The sequence below is a fragment of the Haloleucobacter albus genome, from assembly GCF_052492075.1.
Genome location: NZ_JBQWAS010000021.1, coordinates 41,023 through 62,286, shown reverse-complemented (window position 1 = coordinate 62,286; position 21,264 = coordinate 41,023). Strand labels below are relative to the sequence as shown.

Sequence of the window (21,264 nt, the reverse complement as noted above, 5' to 3'; positions counted from 1 at the left end):
GGGGTATCCGGTACGCAGGTATCGTATGGAGCCGTTCAGACGCAGGCAGGGGAGGCATTTATGCCGAACGAAAAAACCGCACGGGTGGCAGAGCTTTATGCCGCGCGCCTTGCAGCGGGAGACATCAGCTCGGACCCTGCACAGGCAGCGGTGGTGAAGGAGTTCGCCCGGCTGGAGCTGGAATTGCGCCAGCATGTGATGGCGCAGAAAAGTTCGGCTCTGGGCTGGTTGTTCCAACGCAAGAATACGACGCAGCCCCCGCGTGGCCTCTATATTTATGGCGAGGTCGGTCGCGGCAAATCCATGCTGATGGATCTGTTTTTCGAATCCCTGCCAGACAAGAGCAAGCGCCGGGCCCATTTCCATGCCTTCATGGGAGATGTGCATGAGCGGATTTTCCGCGAGCGCGAGGCGCAGAAGACCAAGCCGCGCAAGAATGCGGACCCCATCGCCGTGGTGGCAGGAGAGCTGGCCCGCGAAGCCAAGGTGCTGTGTTTCGACGAATTCTCCGTCACGGATATTGCCGACGCGATGATTCTCGGCCGGCTCTTCGAAAAGCTGTTCGCCGATGGCGTGGTGGTGGTGACCACCTCCAATGTCGCGCCCAGAAATCTCTATGCGGGCGGGCTCAACCGTGCACTTTTCCTGCCCTTCATCGACATGATCCGTGAGCGGATGAAGGTTCTGAACCTTGATTCCCCCACCGATTACCGCATGGAAAAACTGGAAGGTGTGAGCACCTGGCATTGTCCCCCCGGATCGGAAGCGGATGCTGCGGTGGATGCCGCTTGGGCGCGGATTGTGGGGCCGCTGGGGTCCACGCCGGGGGAATTGCAGCTGAAGGGACGCACGCTGAAGGTGCCGCAGATGGGCCATGGCGCGGCGCGCTTTTCCTTCTCCGATCTGTGTGAGAAGCCGCTGGGGCCGAACCCGGATTATCTCACCATTGCCCGCCAGTTCCACACTGTGGTGCTGGAGCATATTCCCGTGATGCGGCCGGAGCAGCGCAATGAGGCCAAGCGCTTCATCTCGCTGATTGACACGCTTTATGATGCCAATGTGAAGCTGGTGGCCTCGGCGGAAGCCATGCCGGATGACCTGTATGTGGGGGCTGATGGCACCGAGGCTTTCGAGTTCGCCCGCACGGTTTCGCGCCTGACGGAAATGCGCTCGGAAGAATATATGGCCCGCCCTCATGGCCGGCGGGATTCTGAGCAGCCGGGTGAGAAGCCGGCGCAGCAGAAAAACTGAAAAAAGGGGGCGGTGAACCCGCCCCCTGTTCATGTTCCGGTTTCTATCCTGTCGGATGCCAGAGCATCAGTTGAGCAGGTAGGATTCCATGGAATCGTCCAGCGCTTCCTTCCAGCTGGTATGGTGCCGGGGAGCCATGGTGCCGGTGATGACCGACTTGTAGCTGTTGTTGCGGAAGTTCATGATGTCCTCGGCCTTGTGCTTCTTCCAGGCATAGAAAGCCTCGCACGCGCCATCGACATCAAAGGCCGGATAATCGGTTTCGGCGATCAGTTCCTTCACATAATCGCCCTGATACTTGATGGCGTATTTCACGTCACCGGAGAGGTCTTCACGGGCCTCGCGCTCGCGCACATCCGCCAGCAGAACTTCCTTCTCGGCGGGGATGCGGATGCGGCCCATGATGATGTCGCGCACATACCAGGCCTGGGCGTCGAACATGTTGAAGGTGAACCACTGGTCCTGCATGCCCAGATAGAACAGCTTCGTATTGTTCACCCACACCACGCCCTTGTAGAGATCGGCGGTGGCCAGACGGTTGGCCGTCTTCAGACGCAGATCATCAGGAAGGAAGGGGAAATAGTGCCTGTAGCCGGTGCACAGAATAATGGCATCGACATCCTTGCGGCTTCCATCCTTGAAGATTGCCGTCTTACCCTCAATCTTCACAAGGGCGGGCTTTTCTTCCCAGTTGTCAGGCCAGTTGAAGCCCATGGGCGCGGAGCGATAGCAGGAGGTGATGCTGTTCGCCCCATATTTCCAGCACTGGGAGCCGACATCCTCGGCTGAATAGGAGGCGCCCATGATGAGCACATCCTGGCCCTCAAACTCGCGGGCATCGCGGAAATCATGCGCGTGAACAATGCGACCGTTGAAGCTTTCGAAGCCTTCATATTCGGGCACATTGGGGGTGGAGAAATGCCCGGAGGCGATAATCACATGGTCGAACCGCTCCTTGTAGACGCGGTCCTCGGCAAGGTCATGCACGGTGACGGTGAAATCGTCGGCATCCTTGTCATATTCGACGAAGCGGACGACAGTGGAAAAACGGATCTTGTCGCGGACACCGGCTTTGATGACGCGCCCTTCGATATAATCGAACATGACAGCGCGGGGTGGGTAGGAGGCAATCTGCTTGCCGAAGTGCTCCTCGAAGGAATAATCCGCGAACTCAAGACCTTCCTTTGGGCCATTGGTCCACAGATAGCGATACATGGAGCAATGAACCGGCTCTCCATTCTCATCGAGCCCTGTGCGCCATGTATAATTCCACAAGCCGCCCCAGTTGGATTGCTTTTCGAAACAGACAACCTCCGGAACATCTGCGCCCTTCTCGGCGGCAGACTGGAAAGCTCGCAATTGCGCAAGCCCCGAAGGTCCGGCACCGATGATGGCAACGCGTTTCGTCATGTGCTCCATTCTCCTTCTGTGGCATGGACCGATTTTCGGAATTGGTGCCCCAGATTATACCAGTTGGACCCACAAGAACCAGACCGTTCCGAATTTTTCTCCTTCTCCTCATCATTCCGCAACGACAGCTCGGGGTGGGAATGGCCCTCCAATACACGGTTTTCAAGAATAGATTTTGAGGTCTGGAATGGCGAATACTTCTTTTTCTCAACGTATTGCTGTAATGGGCGCGTTGCCGAAATGCAGTGTCATATCGCCTGCCGTGCTGCCTGTCGGCTTTCTCGCACCGCTCTCCGGGCCGGAATCAAGCTGGGGCGGGCCGGGGCTGGATGGCTGTCGAATCTGGGTGGACTGGATCAACACCCATGGCGGGCTGATGGTGGCCGGACAGCGTCGCCGGGTGGAACTGCTGGTGCATGACAGCGCTCTTTCACCGGAACGCACCCTGGCCGCTGCCCGTGACATGGTGGAGCAGCATGGTGTGCCGCTGGTGTTGACCCTGGGGGGCGACAGCTTTGCCCCGGCCATGACGTGGCTGATGGCGCGGCGTATTCTGGTCGCGACCCTTTTGCCGTCGGATCTCTCGCCTGATACGCCCAGCCTCATTGCGCCCGTGGAAATTCACCCGCTCTACAATGTGACCGGGGTGGAGTGGATGGCCCGCAACCATCCTTCCGCCAGGCGGGTGGCCTTGTGCAGCCAGGAGGACAGGATGGGCCAGCCCTCTCTCGCCATCTATCGTGCAGCCTTCGAGGCGGCCGGCCGGGAAATTGTGAAGGAGGTGCGCTATGCCCCGGATGATGCCGATATGGCCGGCATTGTGCGCGCCATGCTGGCGGAAAAGCCGGATCTGCTGTGCTGGTGCACTTCACCTGGCCCCATGGTGCAGGCTCTCACACAGGCTGCTTGGGCGCAGGGCTATCGTGGCCCCATTCTTTCCAGCACCGCCGATCATTATCCGCAGATGATGGCACAGACCTCGTCGGCTTTCATGGCGGACTTCATCTTCCAGTTCCCGGATTTTGATGATCCCCTGCTGGCGGATGCACCCTTCTTCTTCAGCAGCCCGAAAACCTTCTTCGAGGATTACAACGCCCGCTTCCCCGGCGCGTGGACGGCCGTGAGCTGGGAATATGCCGCCATTCTGGACCTGTGGCACAATGCGGTTGAAAATGCAGACAGTATCGCCCCGGCCACGGTGCTGGCGGCCATGAAACGCCGTCAGCTCATTCCCCACGCCTTTGGAGCGGCGCGCTGGTGGGGCGCGGAGATTTTCGGCATAGACAATGCGCTGGTTGGACGCTGGCCGGTCGTGGGTCTGCGCGAGGGGCGCGCGCGCATTCTGGAGTTTGGCTCCGTGCTGGACTGGCTGGAGCGCCATGGGCCTCTGCTGCGCCGCCATATGGAGCAATTGGGCCTGTTGTGGGAGCAGCGCCTGTCTTCTCGCCAGCCGGAAGGTTGATGGCGTTGGTGCAAGCCGGGTAGCCCTGCGGTTTCAATCTTCCTGCAACAGGAATTTCTGATCCTCGATCAGGGCCAGTTTCATGAATTCGCTGGCCTCGGCAATGTCTCGTGCGGCGATGGCGTTGAACAGTGCATTATAGGTATTCTGCCGGGCCTCTATGCGCCGGGGGGTGAGATGCCGGCGATACATGGCCGTGCGGAAAGCCTGGCGGCAGGTATCAATCACCAGATTGTAGCAGGCGATAAGAAGCGGATTTCCGGTGCCGGCGGCGATCTGACGGTGGAATTCCTCTTCCAGCCGCATGAAGGCGACGGCGTCTGTGTGCTCCGCCTCCATATCCGAAAGCGTGGCGCCAAGGGCCTCGATCTGCCGGGGCGACATGTGGATGATGGCGAGGCGCACCATTTCCGGTTCCAGCATGCTGCGGACAACCTGAAGCTGGAGCGGGCCGGTTTCGGCAGCCACGGGGCTCAGGGCCTCGCTTTCGCCTTCAGGGTCATAGGTGACGAAAGAGCCGGAGCCGGCCCGGCGGCGGATCATGCCTCGGGTTTCCAGCAGATCCAGCGCCTCGCGCACCGTATTGCGTGCCACGCCCAGCTCTTGCGCCAGCGCGCGCTCGGAGGGCAGGCGTTCATCCGTGCCATACTCCTGCGAGACGATACGCATGGTGAGCGTATCGACCACATATTGCACGGTGGAGCCGGCCCCTACGTCATGCGCGGGTGGCAAAACAGGAGAGGCGGGGCGCGACGGCGTGTTCACGACAATGGCTCAGCCCATGCGCTCGGAGGCATAGCCGCCGGGGCTGGCGGGAAACACCACTGTGCGATCACCATTCGGGAAGACACGGTGATGGATATGGGCATGGATGGCCCGCGCGAGCACTTGCGCTTCCACATCCCGGCCGATGGAGACATAGTCCGCCGCATTCTGGGCGTGGGTCACACGCGCGACATCCTGCTCGATGATGGGGCCTTCATCCAGATCCGCCGTCACATAATGCGCGGTGGCGCCAATCAGCTTCACGCCGCGGCTATAGGCCTGCTTGTAGGGGTTCGCGCCCTTGAAGCTGGGCAGGAAGGAATGGTGGATATTGATGATGCGGCCAGACATGACCTGACACATCGCATCCGACAGGATCTGCATATAGCGTGCCAGCACGATGAGTTCCGCGCCGGTCTGTTCCACCACCTCCATGATGCGCGCCTCGGCCTCCGGTTTGTTGGCCTTGGTGACATTGATGTAGAAGAAGGGAATATCGTGGTTCACCACCAGCTTCTGATAATCCAGATGGTTGGAAACAACGGCCACAATATCAATCGGCAGTGCGCCGATTTTCCAGCGATAGAGCAGGTCGTTCAGGCAATGGCCGAAGCGCGAGACCATGATGACGACCTTCATGCGCTTTGCGCTGTCATGGAAGGCGTGGGTCATGTTGAGCGGAGCGCCGACCTCTGCAAAGCCTTCTTCAATCTCCTTCAGTGCCACGCCTTCCTGGGAGTTGAAGCCCACACGCATGAAGAAGCGGCCGGTATCGGCATCATCAAACTGGGCGCTGTCAACGATATTGCAGCCCTTGGAGGCCAGATAGGTGGAAATCGCTGAAACAATGCCCCGGCGGGCCGGGCAGGTGACAGTGAGAACATACTGGCTCATGGGCGAGATCCTGGGCGAAATCTGAGGCGAAATCTGAGGCGAAACCTTGGGCGAGTTTCAGGAGCGGAAAATTCTGAACGCCCGCCCATCTGGCTGGCATGCAGGCTGTTATGGCGGGCTGCTCCGGGTTAGGCCAGCCATGGACGCAAGAAAAGAGGCGTTGAGGCGAAGGGTGAGATGTTTCACTTGAAGCAACAGGGGCGGGTGAAAGCTGCGCCCTCGCCCCCCTCTCGCCTTATCGCGCCAGAACGAGGGCTATCAGCAAAATGGAGATAAGGCCGAGGAAACCGAAGGAAACATAGGTGTTTCTCTTTTGCTCGGCTTCGCGCCGGGCATCGAGCGCCTGCTGCTCAGCCTGCATTTTCTTTTCCCGCCGGATTTGCTCTTCGCGCCCGGCATCATCCTTGCGCATCTCATCGGCCCGCAGCCATTCCGTGAGGGCGGAAAGATGCGCGCTCAGCTCGCTGTGCTGAGCTTCCAGATGCAGATGCTGGGAGAGGCTTTCCCACACATGCTGCAATTCTGGATTCTCGGCCTTGATGGGGTTGCGCTGATGGAAGCCGGCATTGAACAGCAGGCCACGCTCATGCACCAGCCGAATGGCGTCATGGGTGCCGTTGTCATCCGTCCGATGCTGGATCACGGCTTGGCGCAGGGCGTGGAGCGTGGAGCTGATGGCGTCCAGATAGGCCATGGCCAGCATCTGGGTGGCGAAAATCCTCAGAAACTGGTCAGCATTGCCGGAAATATAGCCGAAAGCGCCATTGTCCGAGATGAAGATGCTGTTGGGCGCGGTTTCGCGCACGCTGGCTCGTGGCAGGGTGTTGCTACCGCGCGTGAATTGGGCCACCCGCAACATCTGCTTTTCAATATCGAAATCCGCGTGGCCGGATGTGCGGATGAAAACGCCCTTGGAGGACTGCGGTGGGTTGATGCGCGCGGTTTCCCCTTTCGCCGGCTCATAGAAGGTGGCGCGCCAACTGCTTTCGAAGGGCGTGCCCTCGAAGAAGGTGGCGAAGATGTCATCGCTTTCCAGATCATGCCGGAAGAGACTGCTGTGCGTAATAGCATCTGAAAAAAATGTGACGCCCGCACCGTTAATCTGAAATTCCTCGGAGTTTTGAGGAATTTGTGCGGTCTCGCATTTTGCAATTCGAACATAAAAGGGCTGAGGTTCCATGACCTGTCCGCATCTGTTCGGCCGGCGCCGGAGGGAAAAACGGCCACACACTCATATGTTGCATGGTGTAAGCCCGAATTGTATGCGGGCTCACGGGCAAACTTGCAAGTCGCAGGGCGCTTCGCGCGGCGCATGCGTTTCCTGAAGCCTATGCGGCAACGGGTTGGGAAGACAGAAAAAAGACCTGTTTCCACAGGCCGCATCCTCAACAGGCCGCAGGGGCGGGGTGGAAATGAAAACCCCCGCCGGCTGGGCCGACGGGGGTGAAAGCCGGGGCCTGCCGGGGCAGACCTGTCTTTGTTTGTACTCAGCGTGGCAGGGTGCTTTCACCCATCAGCGCGGTGTCGATCGCATGGGCCGCCTGACGTCCCTCGCGAATGGCCCACACCACCAGAGACTGGCCGCGGCGCATGTCGCCGGCCACATAAAGCTTGGGCGTGCAGGTGGCATAGGACATGTCATCGGCAACTACATTACCGCGCTTGTCCAGCTCCACGCCGCCTTCAGCCAGCATGCCTTCATGCACGGGGTGGGCGAAGCCGATGGCCAGAAAGACCAGATCCGCCCGCAGAATGAATTCCGTGCCCGGAATGGGCTGGCGCTTGGCGTCCACGCGGGCGCACTTCACACCGGTCACGCGGCCATTGCGCCCCTCAACGCCCAGCGTGGCGCAGGCAAATTCACGCTCGGCACCCTCAGCCTGAGAGGAGGAGGTGCGGAACTTGGTGGGCCAGTAGGGCCAGGTGGCCAGCTTGTCTTCCTTCACCGGCGGCACCGGGCGGATGTCAAGCTGGGTGACAGACAGAGCCCCCTGACGGAAGGCCGTACCCACGCAGTCTGAGGCGGTATCGCCGCCGCCAACCACGACCACGCGCTTGCCATCGGCCAGAATGGGCAGATCCTGCACCTCTTCACCGCCATTGCGACGGTTCTGCTGCACCAGATAGGGCATGGCGTAATGCACGCCTTCCAGTTCCTGGCCGGGCAGGGCGGGATCGCGTGGGGCTTCCGAGCCGCCAGCCATCAGCACAGCGTCATGCTTGTCCAGCAGATCCTGAAGCGGGGTGTTGACGCCGACATTGACCCCGTAATGGAAGATGACGCCCTCAGCTTCCATCTGCGCAACGCGACGGTCGATGAGGTGCTTCTCCATCTTGAAATCGGGGATGCCATAGCGCAGCAGGCCTCCAGCCTTGGGCTCGCGCTCATACAGATGCACCTCGTGGCCGGCGCGGGCGAGCTGCTGGGCCGCCGCCATGCCGGCCGGGCCGGAACCGATGACGCCCACGCTCTTGCCGGTCTTTTCCCCAGCGGGTTCCGGCTTGATGAAGCCAGCCTTCCAGGCGCGATCAGCGATGGACTGCTCCACCGTCTTGATGGTGACGGGCATGTCCTCAAGATTCAGCGTGCAGGCCTCTTCGCACGGGGCGGGGCAGATGCGGCCGGTGAATTCGGGGAAATTGTTGGTAGAGTGGAGATTGCGCGCCGCCTCTTCCCACTCGCCGCGATAGACCAGATCATTCCAGTCCGGGATCTGGTTATGAACCGGGCAGCCGGTGGGGCCATGGCAGAAGGGAATGCCGCAATCCATGCAGCGGGAAGCCTGCTCCACCACCTCGGATTCGGGCAGCGGCAGGGTGAACTCACGAAAGTGGCGGATACGGTCCGAAGCAGGCTGATACTTCTGCTCGCGCCGATCGATCTCCAGGAAGCCGGTGACCTTGCCCATGCGAAGAACCTCGCTGAGGGAGCCGGCGCAGCCTGCGCCAGGGCTCCTTAGGAATTTGAACAATGTGAGGGCCCTGAGGCGGCGCTTGAACGCCCGGCTTTGGGGTGCCGTGCCACCTTCCGCATGAGGCGGAAGCCCTCACCAGATCTGCCGGCAGCCAGCCCCGGATATGAGGCAGGCTGCCGATGCTGTTGCTTATTCGGCGGCCTGGAGGCCCCGCAGCTTTTCCATCTCGCGCAGGGCGCGGCGATATTCCACCGGCATCACCTTCACGAAGCGGGAACGATACTCGGCCCAGTTGTCGAGGATCGCCTGGCCACGGGCCGAACCGGTGTGGTGCACATGCTTGGCGATGAGCTGATGCAGGCGCTCCTCATCATGGCGCGACATGTCGGAGTGGACATCAATACGGCCCTTGAACTCCAGATCACCACCATGGTGATGCAGGCGCTCCAGCAGGTCCTCTTCTTCTTCCACCGGCTCCAGATCGACCATGGAGAGGTTGCAGCGCTTGGCGAAGCTCTTGTCCTCATCCAGCACATAGGCCACACCGCCGGACATGCCGGCCGCAAAATTGCGCCCGGTGGGGCCGATCACCACGACCACGCCGCCCGTCATATATTCGCAGCCATGGTCGCCGGTGCCTTCCACCACGGCAATGGCGCCGGAATTGCGCACCGCGAAGCGCTCACCCGCCACACCGCGGAAGAAGCATTCGCCCTCGGTCGCGCCATACATCACCGTATTGCCGATGATGATGGAGTTTTCCGGCACGATGGCGCTGTTCTGCGGAGGCCGCACAATGATGCGCCCGCCCGAGAGGCCCTTGCCCACATAGTCGTTCGCCTCGCCCACCAGGTCGAAGGTTACCCCCGAGGCGAGGAAGGCGCCGAAGGCCTGGCCGGCCGTGCCCTTGAGGGTGACGTGAATGGTGTCATCCTCAAGCCCTTCATGGCCATAGCGCTTGGCCACCTGGCCGGAGAGCATGGCGCCGGCCGAACGGTCTACCGAGCAGATAGGTGTCTCGATCTCGACCCGCTCGCCCTTTTCCAGCGCCGGCATGGCCTTCTCGATCAGGGTGCGGTCGAGCACCTTCTCGATGGGGTGATGCTGGCGTTCGGTGTGGCGAATGCCGACTTCGGGGCCCACATCGGCCTTCACGAACAGCTTCGAGAAGTCCAGCCCCTTGGCCTTCCAGTGGTCGATGGCGTGCTGTTGATCCAGCACATCCACCCGGCCAATCATCTCATTGATGGTGCGGAAGCCGAGCTGCGCCATATATTCACGCACTTCTTCCGCAACGAAGAAGAAGTAGTTGATGACGTGCTCGGGCGTGCCCTTGAAGCGCTTGCGCAGAACCGGGTCCTGCGTGGCCACGCCCACCGGGCAGGTGTTGAGATGGCACTTGCGCATCATGATGCAGCCCGCCGCGATAAGCGGGGCGGTGGAGAAGCCGAACTCGTCGGCTCCCAGCAGTGCACCAATCACCACATCGCGGCCCGTGCGGAAGCCGCCATCCACCTGCAACGCCACGCGGGAGCGCAGATGGTTGGCCACCAGGGTCTGCTGGGTTTCAGCCAGACCCATCTCCCACGGGGAGCCGGCATGCTTGATGGAGGTGAGCGGCGAGGCGCCCGTACCACCCTCAAAGCCGGAGATGGTGATATGGTCGGCCCGCGCCTTGGCGACGCCGGCGGCAACCGTGCCGACGCCCACCTCGGACACCAGCTTCACCGACACATCCGCATCGGGATTGACGTTCTTCAGATCATAGATGAGCTGCGCCAGATCCTCGATGGAATAGATATCGTGGTGCGGCGGCGGGGAGATGAGGCCCACGCCCGGCGTGGAGTGGCGCACCTTGGCGATGACCGCATCCACCTTGTGGCCGGGCAGCTGGCCGCCTTCGCCGGGCTTGGCGCCCTGGGCCACCTTGATCTGCATCACGTCTGAATTGACGAGATATTCCGCCGTCACGCCGAAGCGGCCCGAAGCGATCTGCTTGATGGCGGAACGCATGGAATCGCCATTCGGCAGAGGCTTGAAGCGCTCGGATTCCTCGCCGCCTTCGCCGGTGTTGGACTTGCCGCCCATGCGGTTCATCGCAATCGCCAGCGTGGTGTGCGCCTCGCGGGAGATGGAGCCGAACGACATGGCGCCTGTGGCGAAACGCTTCACGATCTCGGCAGCGGACTCGACCTCATTGATGTCGATGGGTTCGTGGCCGATCTCCTCCGCCTCGCGGATGCGGAACAGGGAGCGCAGGGTCAGCAGCTTCTTGTCATGGGCATTCACCGCGCTGGCGAAGGCGCGATACTGCTCCTTGGCGTTGCCGCGCACAGCGTGCTGAAGCTGGGAGACCGTATCGGGAGACCAGGCATGGTCTTCGCCCCGCATGCGGAAGCCATATTCGCCGCCCACATCCAGTGCATTGCGGTAAATGGGGGCATCGGAGAAGGCCAGCCGGTGGCGGCGTACGGTTTCTTCCGCAATCTCGGCCAGGCCCACACCTTCAACCGTGGTGGCTGTGCCGAAGAAATAGCGGTTCACCAGCTCCGAGGAGAGGCCCACGGCATCAAAGATCTGCGCGCCGCAATAGGACTGATAGGTGGAAATGCCCATCTTGGACATCACCTTCAGCAGGCCCTTGTCGATCGCTTTGATGTAGCGCTTCACCACCTCCTTGGCGTCGACCTCTTCGGGAATATCGTCACGCATGGCGACGAGCGTCTCGAAGGCCAGATAGGGGTTGATGGCTTCCGCGCCATAGCCGGCGAGGCAGGCAAAATGGTGCACTTCGCGTGCTTCACCTGTCTCCACCACAAGGCCGACCGACGTGCGCAGGCCCTTGCGGATAAGGTGATGATGCACGGCCGCCGTGGCCAGCAGGGTGGGAATATCAATGCGATCCGGGCCGATCATACGGTCGGACAGGATGATGATGTTATAGCCGCCATGCACCGCGGCTTCCGCGCGGTCACACAGATGCTCCAGCGCCTCTTCCATCCCGGCCGCGCCCTTGTCAGCGGGGTAGGTGATGTCGAGTGTGCGGGTGTCGAACCGTTCTTCCATCATGCTGATGGAGCGGATCTTCTCCAGATCCTCATTGGTGAGGATGGGCTGGCGCACGCCCAGGCGCTTGCGACGGGCGGTGCCTTCCAGATCGAAGATATTGGGCCGCGGGCCGATGAAGGAGACAAGGCTCATGACCAGTTCCTCACGGATCGGGTCGATGGGCGGGTTCGTCACCTGCGCAAAATTCTGCTGGAAGTAGGAATAGAGCAGTTTCGGCTTGTCGGAGAGCACGGAAACGGGGGTATCCGAGCCCATGGAGCCGATCGCTTCCTGGCCGGTGATGGCCATGGGGGCCATGAGCAGCTTCAGGTCTTCCTGAGTGTAGCCGAAAGCCTGCTGGCGGTCGATCAGCGGAACGGTGGTCCGCACCGCGCGGGCATCCACCTCGCGCAGCTCTTCCAGCACCAGCTGGGTGCGCTTCAGCCATTCCTTGTAGGGATGGGCTTTGGCCAGTTCGGTCTTCACCTCCTCGTCAGGCACGAGGCGGCCTTCCTCAAGGTCTACCAGCAGCATCTTGCCGGGCTGGAGCCGCCACTTGGTGATAACCTTTTCCTCGGGGATGGTCAGCACGCCCATTTCTGAGGCCAGAACAATGGTGTCATCGCTGGTCACCAGATAGCGGGCGGGGCGCAGGCCGTTGCGGTCCAGCGTGGCTACGATCTGGCGGCCATCGGTGGCGCAGATGGCGGCGGGGCCATCCCACGGTTCCATGAGCGAGGCGTGATACTGGTAGAAGGCGCGGCGCTCTTCATCCATCAGCGGATTGCCGGCCCAGGCCTCGGGCACCAGCATCATGGCCGCGTGGGGCAGCGGATAGCCGCCCTGCACCAGAAATTCCAGCGCATTGTCGAAGCAGGCGGTATCGGACTGGCCCTCATAGGAGATGGGCCAGAGCTTGGAAATATCCGCGCCCAGCAGTTCGGAATCCACCGAGGCCTGTCGCGCGGCCATCCAGTTCACATTGCCGCGCAGAGTGTTGATCTCGCCATTGTGCGCCACCATGCGATAGGGGTGGGCCAGCGGCCAGGCGGGGAAGGTGTTGGTGGAGAAGCGCTGATGCACCAGCGCCAGGGCGCTTTCGAAATCCGGATCATGCAGATCGGGATAATAGGCACCGAGCTGGTCGGCCAGGAACATGCCCTTGTAGACCAGCGTGCGACAGGAGAGCGACACGGGGTAATAATCACCCGTGCGCGGATCATGCGCATTGTAAATGAGGTTGGAAATCACCTTGCGCAGCACGAACAGGCGGCGCTCAAAGGCGTTTTCATCCGCCACGGATTCGCCGCGGCCGATAAACACCTGCACATGGTCCGGCTCGGTGGGCAGCACGCTCACGCCGAGAGTGGAATTGTCGGTGGGCACATCGCGCCAGCCCAGCAGCACGAGATTCTCGTCGGCAACCGCGCGCTCGTAGGTTTCGCGGATGATCTGCTGGCCGGCCTTGTCGCGCGGCATGAAGATATGGCCGACAGCGTATTCGCCGGGTTCAGGCAGCTCGAAGCCGAGACGGGCGGCTTCCTTGAGGAAAAATTTGTGCGGAATCTGCACCAGCATGCCCGCGCCATCGCCCGCCCGCGGATCTGCACCCACCGCGCCGCGATGCTCGAGATTCATGACGATCTTCAGACCGTCCTCAACGATGCGGTGAGACTTGCGGCCCTTGATATCAGCCACGAAGCCGACGCCGCAGGAGTCTTTTTCCTGAGCCGGGTCGAACAGGCCGAACGGTGCCGGGCGGCCAGCAATGGTGGCGCCTTTGACGGCGGTGGCGGCGGATCGAGTCGCGTTTCCGTTCAGACCGTTGGTGCGATCTGTTCCTGCCATTTTGTCGTCTCTCTATGTTCATCCGGGCGTGAAGGCGGTTGCCCTCACAATCCGGTGCCTGACCCGTCCCCCTGGCATGTTATCACATGCAGAGCGCTGGTTTTGTAAGCAATTTCCATGCCACAAAATCCCCGGCGCACGAGCTTCCACGTGGCGACTGCGCCGCGGGGAAGATTCGAATTTTGGAGGATAGGGCAGGATGGCTTCCCTATCTCGCGGAACATGACAGAAAATGCCGCCGGCCACAAGCATCTGGAAGGATGCAAAACAGGCGGACAGGGCATAAATTTCGCGCGAGCCGTTCGCAACGCAACAAAAGTACATCACAACATATTGTGACGTAACGGAGTTTCGGCGGTGTCACAAGCGTCGTGACCTTGTACTGTTTTTGCGCAGAATAAAAAGGAAAATGCCGGGTCAGCTCCTGAAGGGCTCTTTGGCACGGTTGTGGCCTTTGATGCGGGCGGCTTTTCAGACGGGTGATGAGTGAGACTTTATTGTTCTTTTGTCTGTTCAAAAATTGGGCAAGTGCTCATGAAAAATGCATCGCGATTTGTCCTGAGTGGTGTGCTGGCCCTGTATGGAGCTGCTCTGCTGCCTTCTGGGCCAGCTTTGGCGCAATATGGAGGTGCAGAAATCGGAGGTTTCATGACACCACCTGGCGGGTCGGGGATGCGCTCCGGGCGCATGTTGCAACCGGATGATGTGTTGGATCTGGTGAGCAATCTTGGCTACCGGAACATGTCCTGGCCGGCGCTGGTGGGGCGCCATTATGCGCTTACGGGTTTCATGGATGGTGCGCCCATGACCTTGCGGGTGGATGCCTATAGCGGGCGGGTGGTGGATGTGCGCCCGCTGGAATATGGGCGTGGCCCGCGTGGCTATTACCCACCGGAAGCGCCGATGCCTGGAGATGGCGCTGGTGCTGCGCGTGCGCCCGCGCCAGCCCGTCCGCGTATCGCGCCTTTGCCGCCACCTCGCCCGGTTGAGGCGACAGCCCCGGCAGGGCCTCCGGCCGGGATGCCTGCCACACCGGCTTTGTCGGCAGGGGCGCCTGTGGGGGAGGCTGCCGCTTCCGCCCCGGCATCGCAACAGGCTGAGCCGTCGCTGGCCGCGCCGGAACAGCCGCATCCTGCCTCATCTTCCGCGCCATCTCCTGCACCGGAAGCGCCTCGCCAGGAGAGGGCGAATGTGGGGGCGGGTGTCGGCGCGGCTGTATCGGCTGGTTCCGCCGGAACTGCCTCGGTTCTCTCCCGGCCGCCAGTTCTGGAGACACCTCCGGCGCAGTGAGCGGGGCAAGGAGAACAAGGACAGGAATATGGTCTTCTGGGCGCCCATTCTGTTCGGGCTGGCAGTACTGCTGTGTGCAGGGGTGGCCGTGGCTCGTGCACCTGCGTCACGGAGCCTGCCTCTCACGGAGCCTGCCTCTCATGGCGCAGAAGCTGTTGCGCTATATCGTGCTGTTTCCTGTGGGAGTGATGGGGCTGTGGGCGGCGCTGGGGCGTCTGGTCTTTCCCGAGCAGGCGGCCCATGCCATTGGCTGGGCGTTCAGCCCGTTTCAGTTCGAGGTGGGCGTGGCCAATCTTGGCATCGGCACGGCGGGGGTGATCGCGGCCTTCTATGCCAATTGGGGGGCACGCGGCGGTGGCGGTGATGGTTTGCGGCTTTCTGGGTGGTGCGGCGGTGGGCCATCTGGTGCAGATTTCCGAAACCGGCAACATGGCGGCCGGAAATGCCGGCTCCATTCTCTATACGGACATGCTCACGCCACTTTCCCTGCTGGTATTACTGGCGCTGACATTTCGGCGTGGGGGGCAGGCGAAACATGACGGATGATGAACGAAACCGCTTTTCCGCCCGCGCCTTGCGGTATGCGCGGGTGGGGGCGAATGTGGGTGGCGTCGCCGCGCGCATGGCTGGCAGCCGTTTGCTGGGTGGCGCGGGAGGAAGTGAGGCCAATGCCGCAGCCCTGGCTACTGCGCTGGGCGGGTTGAAAGGGCCTTTGATGAAGGTGGCGCAGCTCATGGCCACCGTGCCGGATGCGCTGCCGCCCGAATATGCCGCCGAATTGCAGAAATTGCAGTCTGATGCGCCGCCCATGGGCTGGAGTTTCGTGAAGCGCCGCATGCGCGCTGAACTGGGGCCGGAGTGGGAACAACGCTTTTCCAGCTTCGAACGCAAGCCGGCGGCTGCGGCCTCTCTGGGGCAGGTGCATCGCGCCGTGACGCTGGAGGGCGAGCCGGTTGCGGTGAAACTGCAATATCCCGAGATGCAGGCTGCCGTGGAGGCGGATCTCAACCAGCTTGACCTTCTGTTCTCCCTGCATCGCCGGATGGATGGTGCGATTGATACAAGTGAGATTGCCCGCGAAATTGGTGAGCGGGTGCGCGAGGAGCTGGATTATCGGCGCGAGGCGAAGCATGTTGCCCTTTACGCGCATATTCTGGCGCACGAACCCGGCGTGCGGGTGCCGCGCATTCATTCGGAATTATCCACCGGCCGACTGCTCACCATGGCGTGGCTGGAGGGGGAGAAAATCCTCGCTTTCAAGGAACATGCGCTGGATGAGCGCAATGTGCTGGCGCGCGCCATGTTCACGGCCTGGTGGATGCCCTTCAGCCGGTTCGGCGTCATCCATGGCGATCCGCATCTGGGCAACTACACTGTATTCCGGGATGAAGCGGGTGTGCCGGGCGGCATCAATCTGCTGGATTATGGCTGCATCCGCATCTTTCCGCCGGCCTTTGTGGCCGGGGTGGTGGATCTGTATCGCGGCCTGCTGGAGGGGGATGAAGCCCGCGTGGTGCATGCTTATGAGACATGGGGCTTTGCTGGCCTGAAGCGAGAGCTGATCGAGGTGCTGAACATTTGGGCGCGCTTCATCTATGGCCCGCTGATGGATGACAGGGTGCGCACCATCGCCGATGGGGTGGAGCCGGGCCAGTATGGGCGGGCGCAGGCTTTTGAGGTGCACAGCGCCTTGAAGCGGCTGGGGCCGGTGACAGTGCCGCGCGAATTCGTCTTCATGGACAGGGCGGCCATCGGCCTTGGCGCGGTCTTTCTGCATTTGCGGGCGGAACTGAATTTCCACGCCTTGTTCGAGACCGCGATCGCGGATTTTGAGGTGGGGGAGGTGGCGCAACGCCAGCAGGCGGCCTTGCAGATGGCCGGGCTGGCCTGAGTCTGCCCGGCTTTTGGCATATGCCTGTCTGGTGCCGCCTACAGGGCCTTGCCCTCAATCATCAGGGCGCCATCCTCGGTGCGCCGGGCTGGCAGGGGGGCGATGCGCCTCTGGAAATGCACCATGAAGGCAGTGCCGAAGACCGGCATGATGAGGTTGAGAATGGGGATGAAAAGCAGCGGTGAAATCAGCAGTCCGGCTAGAAACACCTGCGTGGCATGGGCTTGCCGCAAGGCGCGGGCCTCCTGCGGGGTGCGGTAGCGCATCGCCACCATTTCGAAATATTCGCGGCTCAGCAAATAGGCATTGGCCATATAGAAGGCGACGAGATTGACGCCCGGCACCAGAAGCAGCAGCAGGGCGCACAGATTGACCAGCAGCATCAGCGCGAAAAAGCGCAGGGAGAAGACCAGTTGCTGCCAGACGGGCTGCGCCATGCCGGGCGGGTCCTGCGGGTAGCTGTCCTGCTCCACCTTTTCGGCGACATCATCCAGATAGAGGCCGGCCACCAGCGCAGAGGTGGTGGGCACCAGATACAGCCCGCCAAACACCAGCCCCAGCCCGGAAATGACAGCCAGTGTCAGTTCAATCCAGGGGTAGGAGGGGATGTTGAGAAAATAGGCGATGGCGGAATGCAGCAGCAGGGCCAGCACGATCAGCAGCAGCACCGCCAGGCCGATGGATTTCAGCAGCACATTGCGCAGCAGGGGTGAGAAGGTCTGTTGCAAAGCGGTCAGGGCATCTGAAAGCATCGGCATGTTCCGTTGAAAGCCCGTTTCCGGGATTTCATAGAAATGGGATGTCTTGCTTCCTCGCTCAAGTCCCCATGCGGATGGGTTGTGCGCTGCACGCTTGGGCAGGCACAGGTGTGCGAGGCCGGAAAAGGGCTTTGGGACGGGTGACATGGTCGTAAAAAGCGGGAAGGATACCGCTGTCCCTTCAATTCCTGAAAGAATGGCCTGCCACACTCCTCCGGCTGCGCCAAAGCCGCGCTCGGCAGGGGCCAGGGGAACTGGAGCAAGGGAACTTGAGCAAGGAAAGCTGATGATGTGGCGGATGAGATTGAGCCGGATTTTTACCCGTGTGCTTGCGGCCGCGATGGGGGTGATGCTGGCCGTAGGGGCACCATCAGCAGGGGTGGCCGGGCAGAAAGATCCGGTGGTGGGAAAATGGGATGTCACGCCGATGATTGGGCCGAATGCCCGCGGCTGCACTGTCACCTTCAGGCCGGCGGGCATGAATGGCAAAGGCCGGGTGGAACCCTTCGCATGTCACCGTCTGGAGGGGCTGGGTGGTCTGCATGGCTTTGCGGATGTGAGATCATGGCGGCGGGAGGGCGACAGCATTGTGCTCTCTGGTATTGCCCAGCCGCAGATGGGTCGCATTCACTTGCCGGCTGATACGCATCTTTCGCGTCTGCGCGGCATGGTGAAGGGAGATATTCTTTTCACCATGATCCGCAAATAAGAGGGGCCGTGAGGGCTGGGCGCTTCAGCCGCCCAGCTCCTCCTTCAGAATTTCCAGCCGCAGCCATTCTTCTTCAGCCGCTTCCAGCTCACCATGGATGCGGGTGAGATTTGCCGAAGCCTTCTCGAATTTGGCCGGTTCGCGGCTGTAAAGTTCCGGGTCCGCCATCAGCGTTTCCAGTTTTTCAGCCTCAGCGCGCAGCTTGTCCATGGTGGCGGGAAGGGTCTTCAGCGCATGCTGTTCATGGAAGGAGAGGCGCTTTTTGTCCGCGCCGCCTCCAGAAGCTGCTGGCTGTGCGGCCCTGGCTTTCGGGGTGGATTTCTCCGTGCCCTTTTTGGCTTCCACGCCCTTGCCGCGCTGGGCCACCATATCAGCATAGCCGCCGGCATATTCGCGGAACACGCCTTCACCTTCGGCCATGACGACACTGGTGACCGTGCGATCCAGAAAATCACGATCATGGCTGACGAGAATGACGGTGCCGGGATAATCGGCCACCATCTCTTGCAACAGATCCAGCGTTTCCAGATCCAGGTCGTTGGTGGGTTCGTCCAGCACCAGCACATTGGAGGGCAGGGCCAGCGCGCGAGCCAGCATGAGGCGGCCGCGCTCGCCGCCGGACAGCACGCTGAGCGGCGAGTTGGCCTGATCCGGCGTGAACAGGAAGTCCTTCAGATAGCCCATGACATGGCGGGATTCGCCGCCCACCATCACCGTATCGGAGCCGCCACCCGTCAGCGCATCACGCAGGGTCGTGGTAGGGGCCAGCGCTGCGCGCTTCTGATCCAGCGAGGCGACTTCCAGATTGGTGCCTAGGCGGACAGTGCCGCTGTCTGGCGAAATTTCGCCGGTCAAAAGCTTGATGAGCGTGGTCTTGCCCGCACCATTGGGGCCGACAATGCCGATACGGTCCCCACGCAGAATGCGGGTGGAAAAATCCTTCACCACCGGCACATCATCATAGGCCTTGGCGATGTGCTTCGCCTCGATCACCAGCTTGCCGGAGGTTTCGGCCTCGGTGACGGTGATCTTCACATTGCCGGTGCTGCGGCGCTCTTCCGAACGGTCCTTGCGCATGGATTTGAGCAGGCCAAGGCGACGCACATTGCGCTTGCGCCGGGCGGTGACACCATAGCGCAGCCAGTCCAGCTCCGCCACAATCTTGCGATCGAGCTTGTGACGCTCGGTCTCTTCCTGCTCCAGCACCTCGTCGCGCCAGGCTTCGAATGCGCCGAAGCCCTGCTCCAGCCGCCGCGTGGTACCGCGATCCAGCCAGATGGTGGTGCGGGAGAGGTTTTCCAGAAAGCGCCTGTCATGGCTGATGAGCACGATGGCCGATTTCAGCCCGCGCAACTCTTTTTCCAGCCATTCAATGGCCGGCAGGTCGAGGTGGTTGGTGGGCTCATCCAGCAGCAGCACGTCCGGCTCTGGAGCGATAACGCGGGCCAGAGCGGCCCGGCGCGCCTCGCCACCGGAAAGATGGGCCGGGTCTTCCTGCCCTGTCAGGCCGAGCTGTTCCAGAAGATAGGCAGCGCGATAGGGTTCATCGCCCGGCCCCAGGCCGGCTTCCACATAGGCCAGCGTGGTTGGGAAGCCGGTAAAGTCCGGCTCCTGTGGCAGATAGCGCACCGTGGCGCCGGGCTGGAAGAAGCGTGTGCCGTCATCCGGCGTCATCATTCCGGCAGCCACTTTCAGCAAGGTGGATTTGCCGGAGCCATTGCGCCCGACAAGGCACAATCTGTCACCTGCGGAAACGGAGAGTTCCGCCCCATCCAGAAGAGGGGTCGCGCCGAAGCGCAGGTGAATATCCTGAAGCAGTATGAGCGGAGGAGCCATGATGCCGCATTAATGCCCCTTGCCGCAGAAGGCAAAGGGTTCGGTGCATCTATTCACGGCCGGGCACGATTTCTGGAGCGCCGGGCTGCTTTTATGCGCAAAGGCGTCGGAGGTGGCGCGTGAAAGCTCTTCCCGGCACGCTTCGAGAAAAAGAAGAAAAATCCGGGGGATTTATCTTGGTGCGCTCGAGGGCTGTTGTATTCGCAAAGTAAAGGCACTGCGTGCAGGGCGCTGCGCCCAGGTGGTCTGACTGCGGAGAAATTGTCTGCGCTGCGACACAGAAGCTGCGCCAATCCGAATTTGCAAATATTCGATATCGCAAATTCGGAAGGGTTTGCAGATCCTGTCGGTGCAGGCGCAAAAATACGCGCATCAAGCCTTCATGCGGCAGAAAATAATCCTTGCCGCATCAGGCGTCAATGTACGGTTTTGCTGTCATCAAGTTTGAGGATTTGTTCTTTGAGAACGAGTTTCTTGCGTTTCAGTTCCGCAACCCGGCCATCATTTGTGGCGGGACGTGCAAGCTCGCGGTCAAGCTCCTGGTCGAGTGCCGCGTGGCGCCGCTTCAACTCCTGAAGGTGCGACTGGATGGACATATGTAAGCCACTCCTTGTCAACGTCAGCAGATCTGAAGTCTGTCATGGGAGTGACACCGTGTCGACCGCAATTCTTGTTTTTTGCTTCGCAACATGTTCCGCAGTGCAGCGAGGGTTGCGGGCGGATGCCCCATGCCTTGGGAGATATGCATGAAGCCGTGTGCCAGCAGACGGGAAATCCCGTATATGCGAGGCGACTCGCTTCATGTGGGCTGATGGCGGATGCAGACAGATGCGCCGCCTTGTGGCATGAACGGGGAGACTGGCACGAGGCAGGCGGCAATGGCGGACAAGAACATGAGCGCTGATGATGAACGGGAACTGCGCCTGCTTCTGGAGCGGCTGCGTCAGGAACATCGGGATCTGGATTCCGCCATCGAAGCGCTGGACATGGTTGTGGGCGCCGACATTCTTCAGATCAAGCGGCTGAAAAAGCGCAAGCTCGTCCTCAAGGATCGTATCAGCATTCTAGAGGATCAGCTTTTTCCCGACATCATCGCCTGAGCGTGCTGTGCCCGGCTGCACAACTGTATCCACAGGGGGCATTTTCCCCGGTCCATTCCCAAACGGAGCTTGGCGGGTTACCCTCAA

16 protein-coding genes and 1 pseudogene are annotated in these 21,264 nt (G+C 61.2%); 8 read left to right on the top strand and 9 right to left on the bottom strand.

What is annotated here, in order from left to right; genetic code table 11:
- Window positions 1–60: 60 nt before the first annotated feature.
- Window positions 61–1,251: a cell division protein ZapE gene (gene zapE / locus ACT6QH_RS04815; RefSeq protein WP_444973679.1), complete on the top strand. Its 1,191-nt coding sequence runs from the start codon at window positions 61–63 to the stop codon at window positions 1,249–1,251.
- Between the two features lie 66 nt (window positions 1,252–1,317).
- On the opposite strand, the gene ACT6QH_RS04810 is transcribed toward zapE, so the two are convergent.
- Entirely contained in the window at window positions 1,318–2,661 is a 1,344-nt protein-coding gene (locus tag ACT6QH_RS04810) for a trimethylamine monooxygenase (RefSeq protein ID WP_444973678.1), read from the bottom strand.
- Window positions 2,662–2,848: 187 nt separating this feature from the next.
- Between ACT6QH_RS04810 and ACT6QH_RS04805 the strand changes: the two genes are divergently transcribed.
- Entirely contained in the window at window positions 2,849–4,123 is a 1,275-nt protein-coding gene (locus tag ACT6QH_RS04805; protein ID WP_444973677.1) for an ABC transporter substrate-binding protein, read from the top strand.
- 33 nt (window positions 4,124–4,156) lie between these two features.
- Here ACT6QH_RS04805 and ACT6QH_RS04800 read toward each other — a convergent pair whose 3' ends face one another.
- From ACT6QH_RS04800 to gltB, 5 genes are all read right to left on the bottom strand, one after another.
- Window positions 4,157–4,888 carry a FadR/GntR family transcriptional regulator gene (locus tag ACT6QH_RS04800; RefSeq protein ID WP_444973676.1) on the bottom strand — a complete coding sequence of 244 codons (732 nt, stop codon included), beginning with the start codon at window positions 4,886–4,888 and terminating at the stop codon, window positions 4,157–4,159.
- Window positions 4,889–4,897: 9 nt separating this feature from the next.
- Window positions 4,898–5,782, bottom strand: a complete 885-nt coding sequence (gene purU / locus ACT6QH_RS04795; RefSeq protein WP_444973675.1) for a formyltetrahydrofolate deformylase — start codon at window positions 5,780–5,782, stop codon at window positions 4,898–4,900.
- Between the two features lie 235 nt (window positions 5,783–6,017).
- The gene (locus ACT6QH_RS04790; RefSeq protein WP_444973674.1) at window positions 6,018–6,962 is read right to left on the bottom strand and encodes a hypothetical protein; all 945 of its coding nucleotides are present in this window, start codon (window positions 6,960–6,962) and stop codon (window positions 6,018–6,020) included.
- A gap of 307 nt (window positions 6,963–7,269) precedes the next feature.
- A complete protein-coding gene (locus ACT6QH_RS04785) occupies window positions 7,270–8,691 on the bottom strand; it encodes a glutamate synthase subunit beta (protein ID WP_444973673.1) in 1,422 nt (473 codons plus the stop codon).
- A 195-nt stretch (window positions 8,692–8,886) separates the two neighbouring features.
- Window positions 8,887–13,593, bottom strand: coding sequence for a glutamate synthase large subunit (gene gltB, locus ACT6QH_RS04780; RefSeq protein WP_444973672.1), 4,707 nt, complete (start codon window positions 13,591–13,593; stop codon window positions 8,887–8,889).
- A gap of 648 nt (window positions 13,594–14,241) precedes the next feature.
- On the opposite strand from gltB, the gene ACT6QH_RS04775 reads away from it, so the two are divergent.
- The 4 genes and pseudogenes from ACT6QH_RS04775 (at window position 14,242) to ACT6QH_RS04760 (ending at window position 16,774) form a co-directional block, all read left to right on the top strand.
- Window positions 14,242–14,883, top strand: coding sequence for a hypothetical protein (locus tag ACT6QH_RS04775; RefSeq protein WP_444973671.1), 642 nt, complete (start codon window positions 14,242–14,244; stop codon window positions 14,881–14,883).
- A 140-nt stretch (window positions 14,884–15,023) separates the two neighbouring features.
- Window positions 15,024–15,155, top strand: a pseudogene (locus tag ACT6QH_RS04770) (DUF6790 family protein); the annotation flags it as partial.
- A 58-nt stretch (window positions 15,156–15,213) separates the two neighbouring features.
- Entirely contained in the window at window positions 15,214–15,429 is a 216-nt protein-coding gene (locus ACT6QH_RS04765) for a DUF6790 family protein (RefSeq protein ID WP_444973670.1), read from the top strand.
- Entirely contained in the window at window positions 15,419–16,774 is a 1,356-nt protein-coding gene (locus ACT6QH_RS04760) for an ABC1 kinase family protein (protein ID WP_444973669.1), read from the top strand. The genes ACT6QH_RS04765 and ACT6QH_RS04760 overlap by 11 nt, the downstream gene beginning before the upstream one ends.
- Window positions 16,775–16,812: 38 nt before the next feature.
- Here the strand turns inward: ACT6QH_RS04760 and ACT6QH_RS04755 are convergent, their stop codons facing one another.
- Window positions 16,813–17,526 carry a sulfate transporter family protein gene (locus tag ACT6QH_RS04755; RefSeq protein ID WP_444973668.1) on the bottom strand — a complete coding sequence of 238 codons (714 nt, stop codon included), beginning with the start codon at window positions 17,524–17,526 and terminating at the stop codon, window positions 16,813–16,815.
- Between the two features lie 304 nt (window positions 17,527–17,830).
- On the opposite strand from ACT6QH_RS04755, the gene ACT6QH_RS04750 reads away from it, so the two are divergent.
- Complete coding sequence (locus ACT6QH_RS04750) at window positions 17,831–18,241, top strand: hypothetical protein (RefSeq protein ID WP_444973667.1); 411 nt, start codon at window positions 17,831–17,833, stop codon at window positions 18,239–18,241.
- 24 nt (window positions 18,242–18,265) lie between these two features.
- Here the strand turns inward: ACT6QH_RS04750 and ACT6QH_RS04745 are convergent, their stop codons facing one another.
- Complete coding sequence (locus tag ACT6QH_RS04745) at window positions 18,266–20,077, bottom strand: ABC-F family ATP-binding cassette domain-containing protein (protein WP_444973666.1); 1,812 nt, start codon at window positions 20,075–20,077, stop codon at window positions 18,266–18,268.
- A 416-nt stretch (window positions 20,078–20,493) separates the two neighbouring features.
- A complete protein-coding gene (locus tag ACT6QH_RS04740) occupies window positions 20,494–20,673 on the bottom strand; it encodes a YdcH family protein (RefSeq protein WP_444973665.1) in 180 nt (59 codons plus the stop codon).
- 297 nt (window positions 20,674–20,970) lie between these two features.
- Between ACT6QH_RS04740 and ACT6QH_RS04735 the strand changes: the two genes are divergently transcribed.
- Window positions 20,971–21,177: a YdcH family protein gene (locus ACT6QH_RS04735; RefSeq protein ID WP_444973664.1), complete on the top strand. Its 207-nt coding sequence runs from the start codon at window positions 20,971–20,973 to the stop codon at window positions 21,175–21,177.
- Window positions 21,178–21,264: the final 87 nt, after the last annotated feature.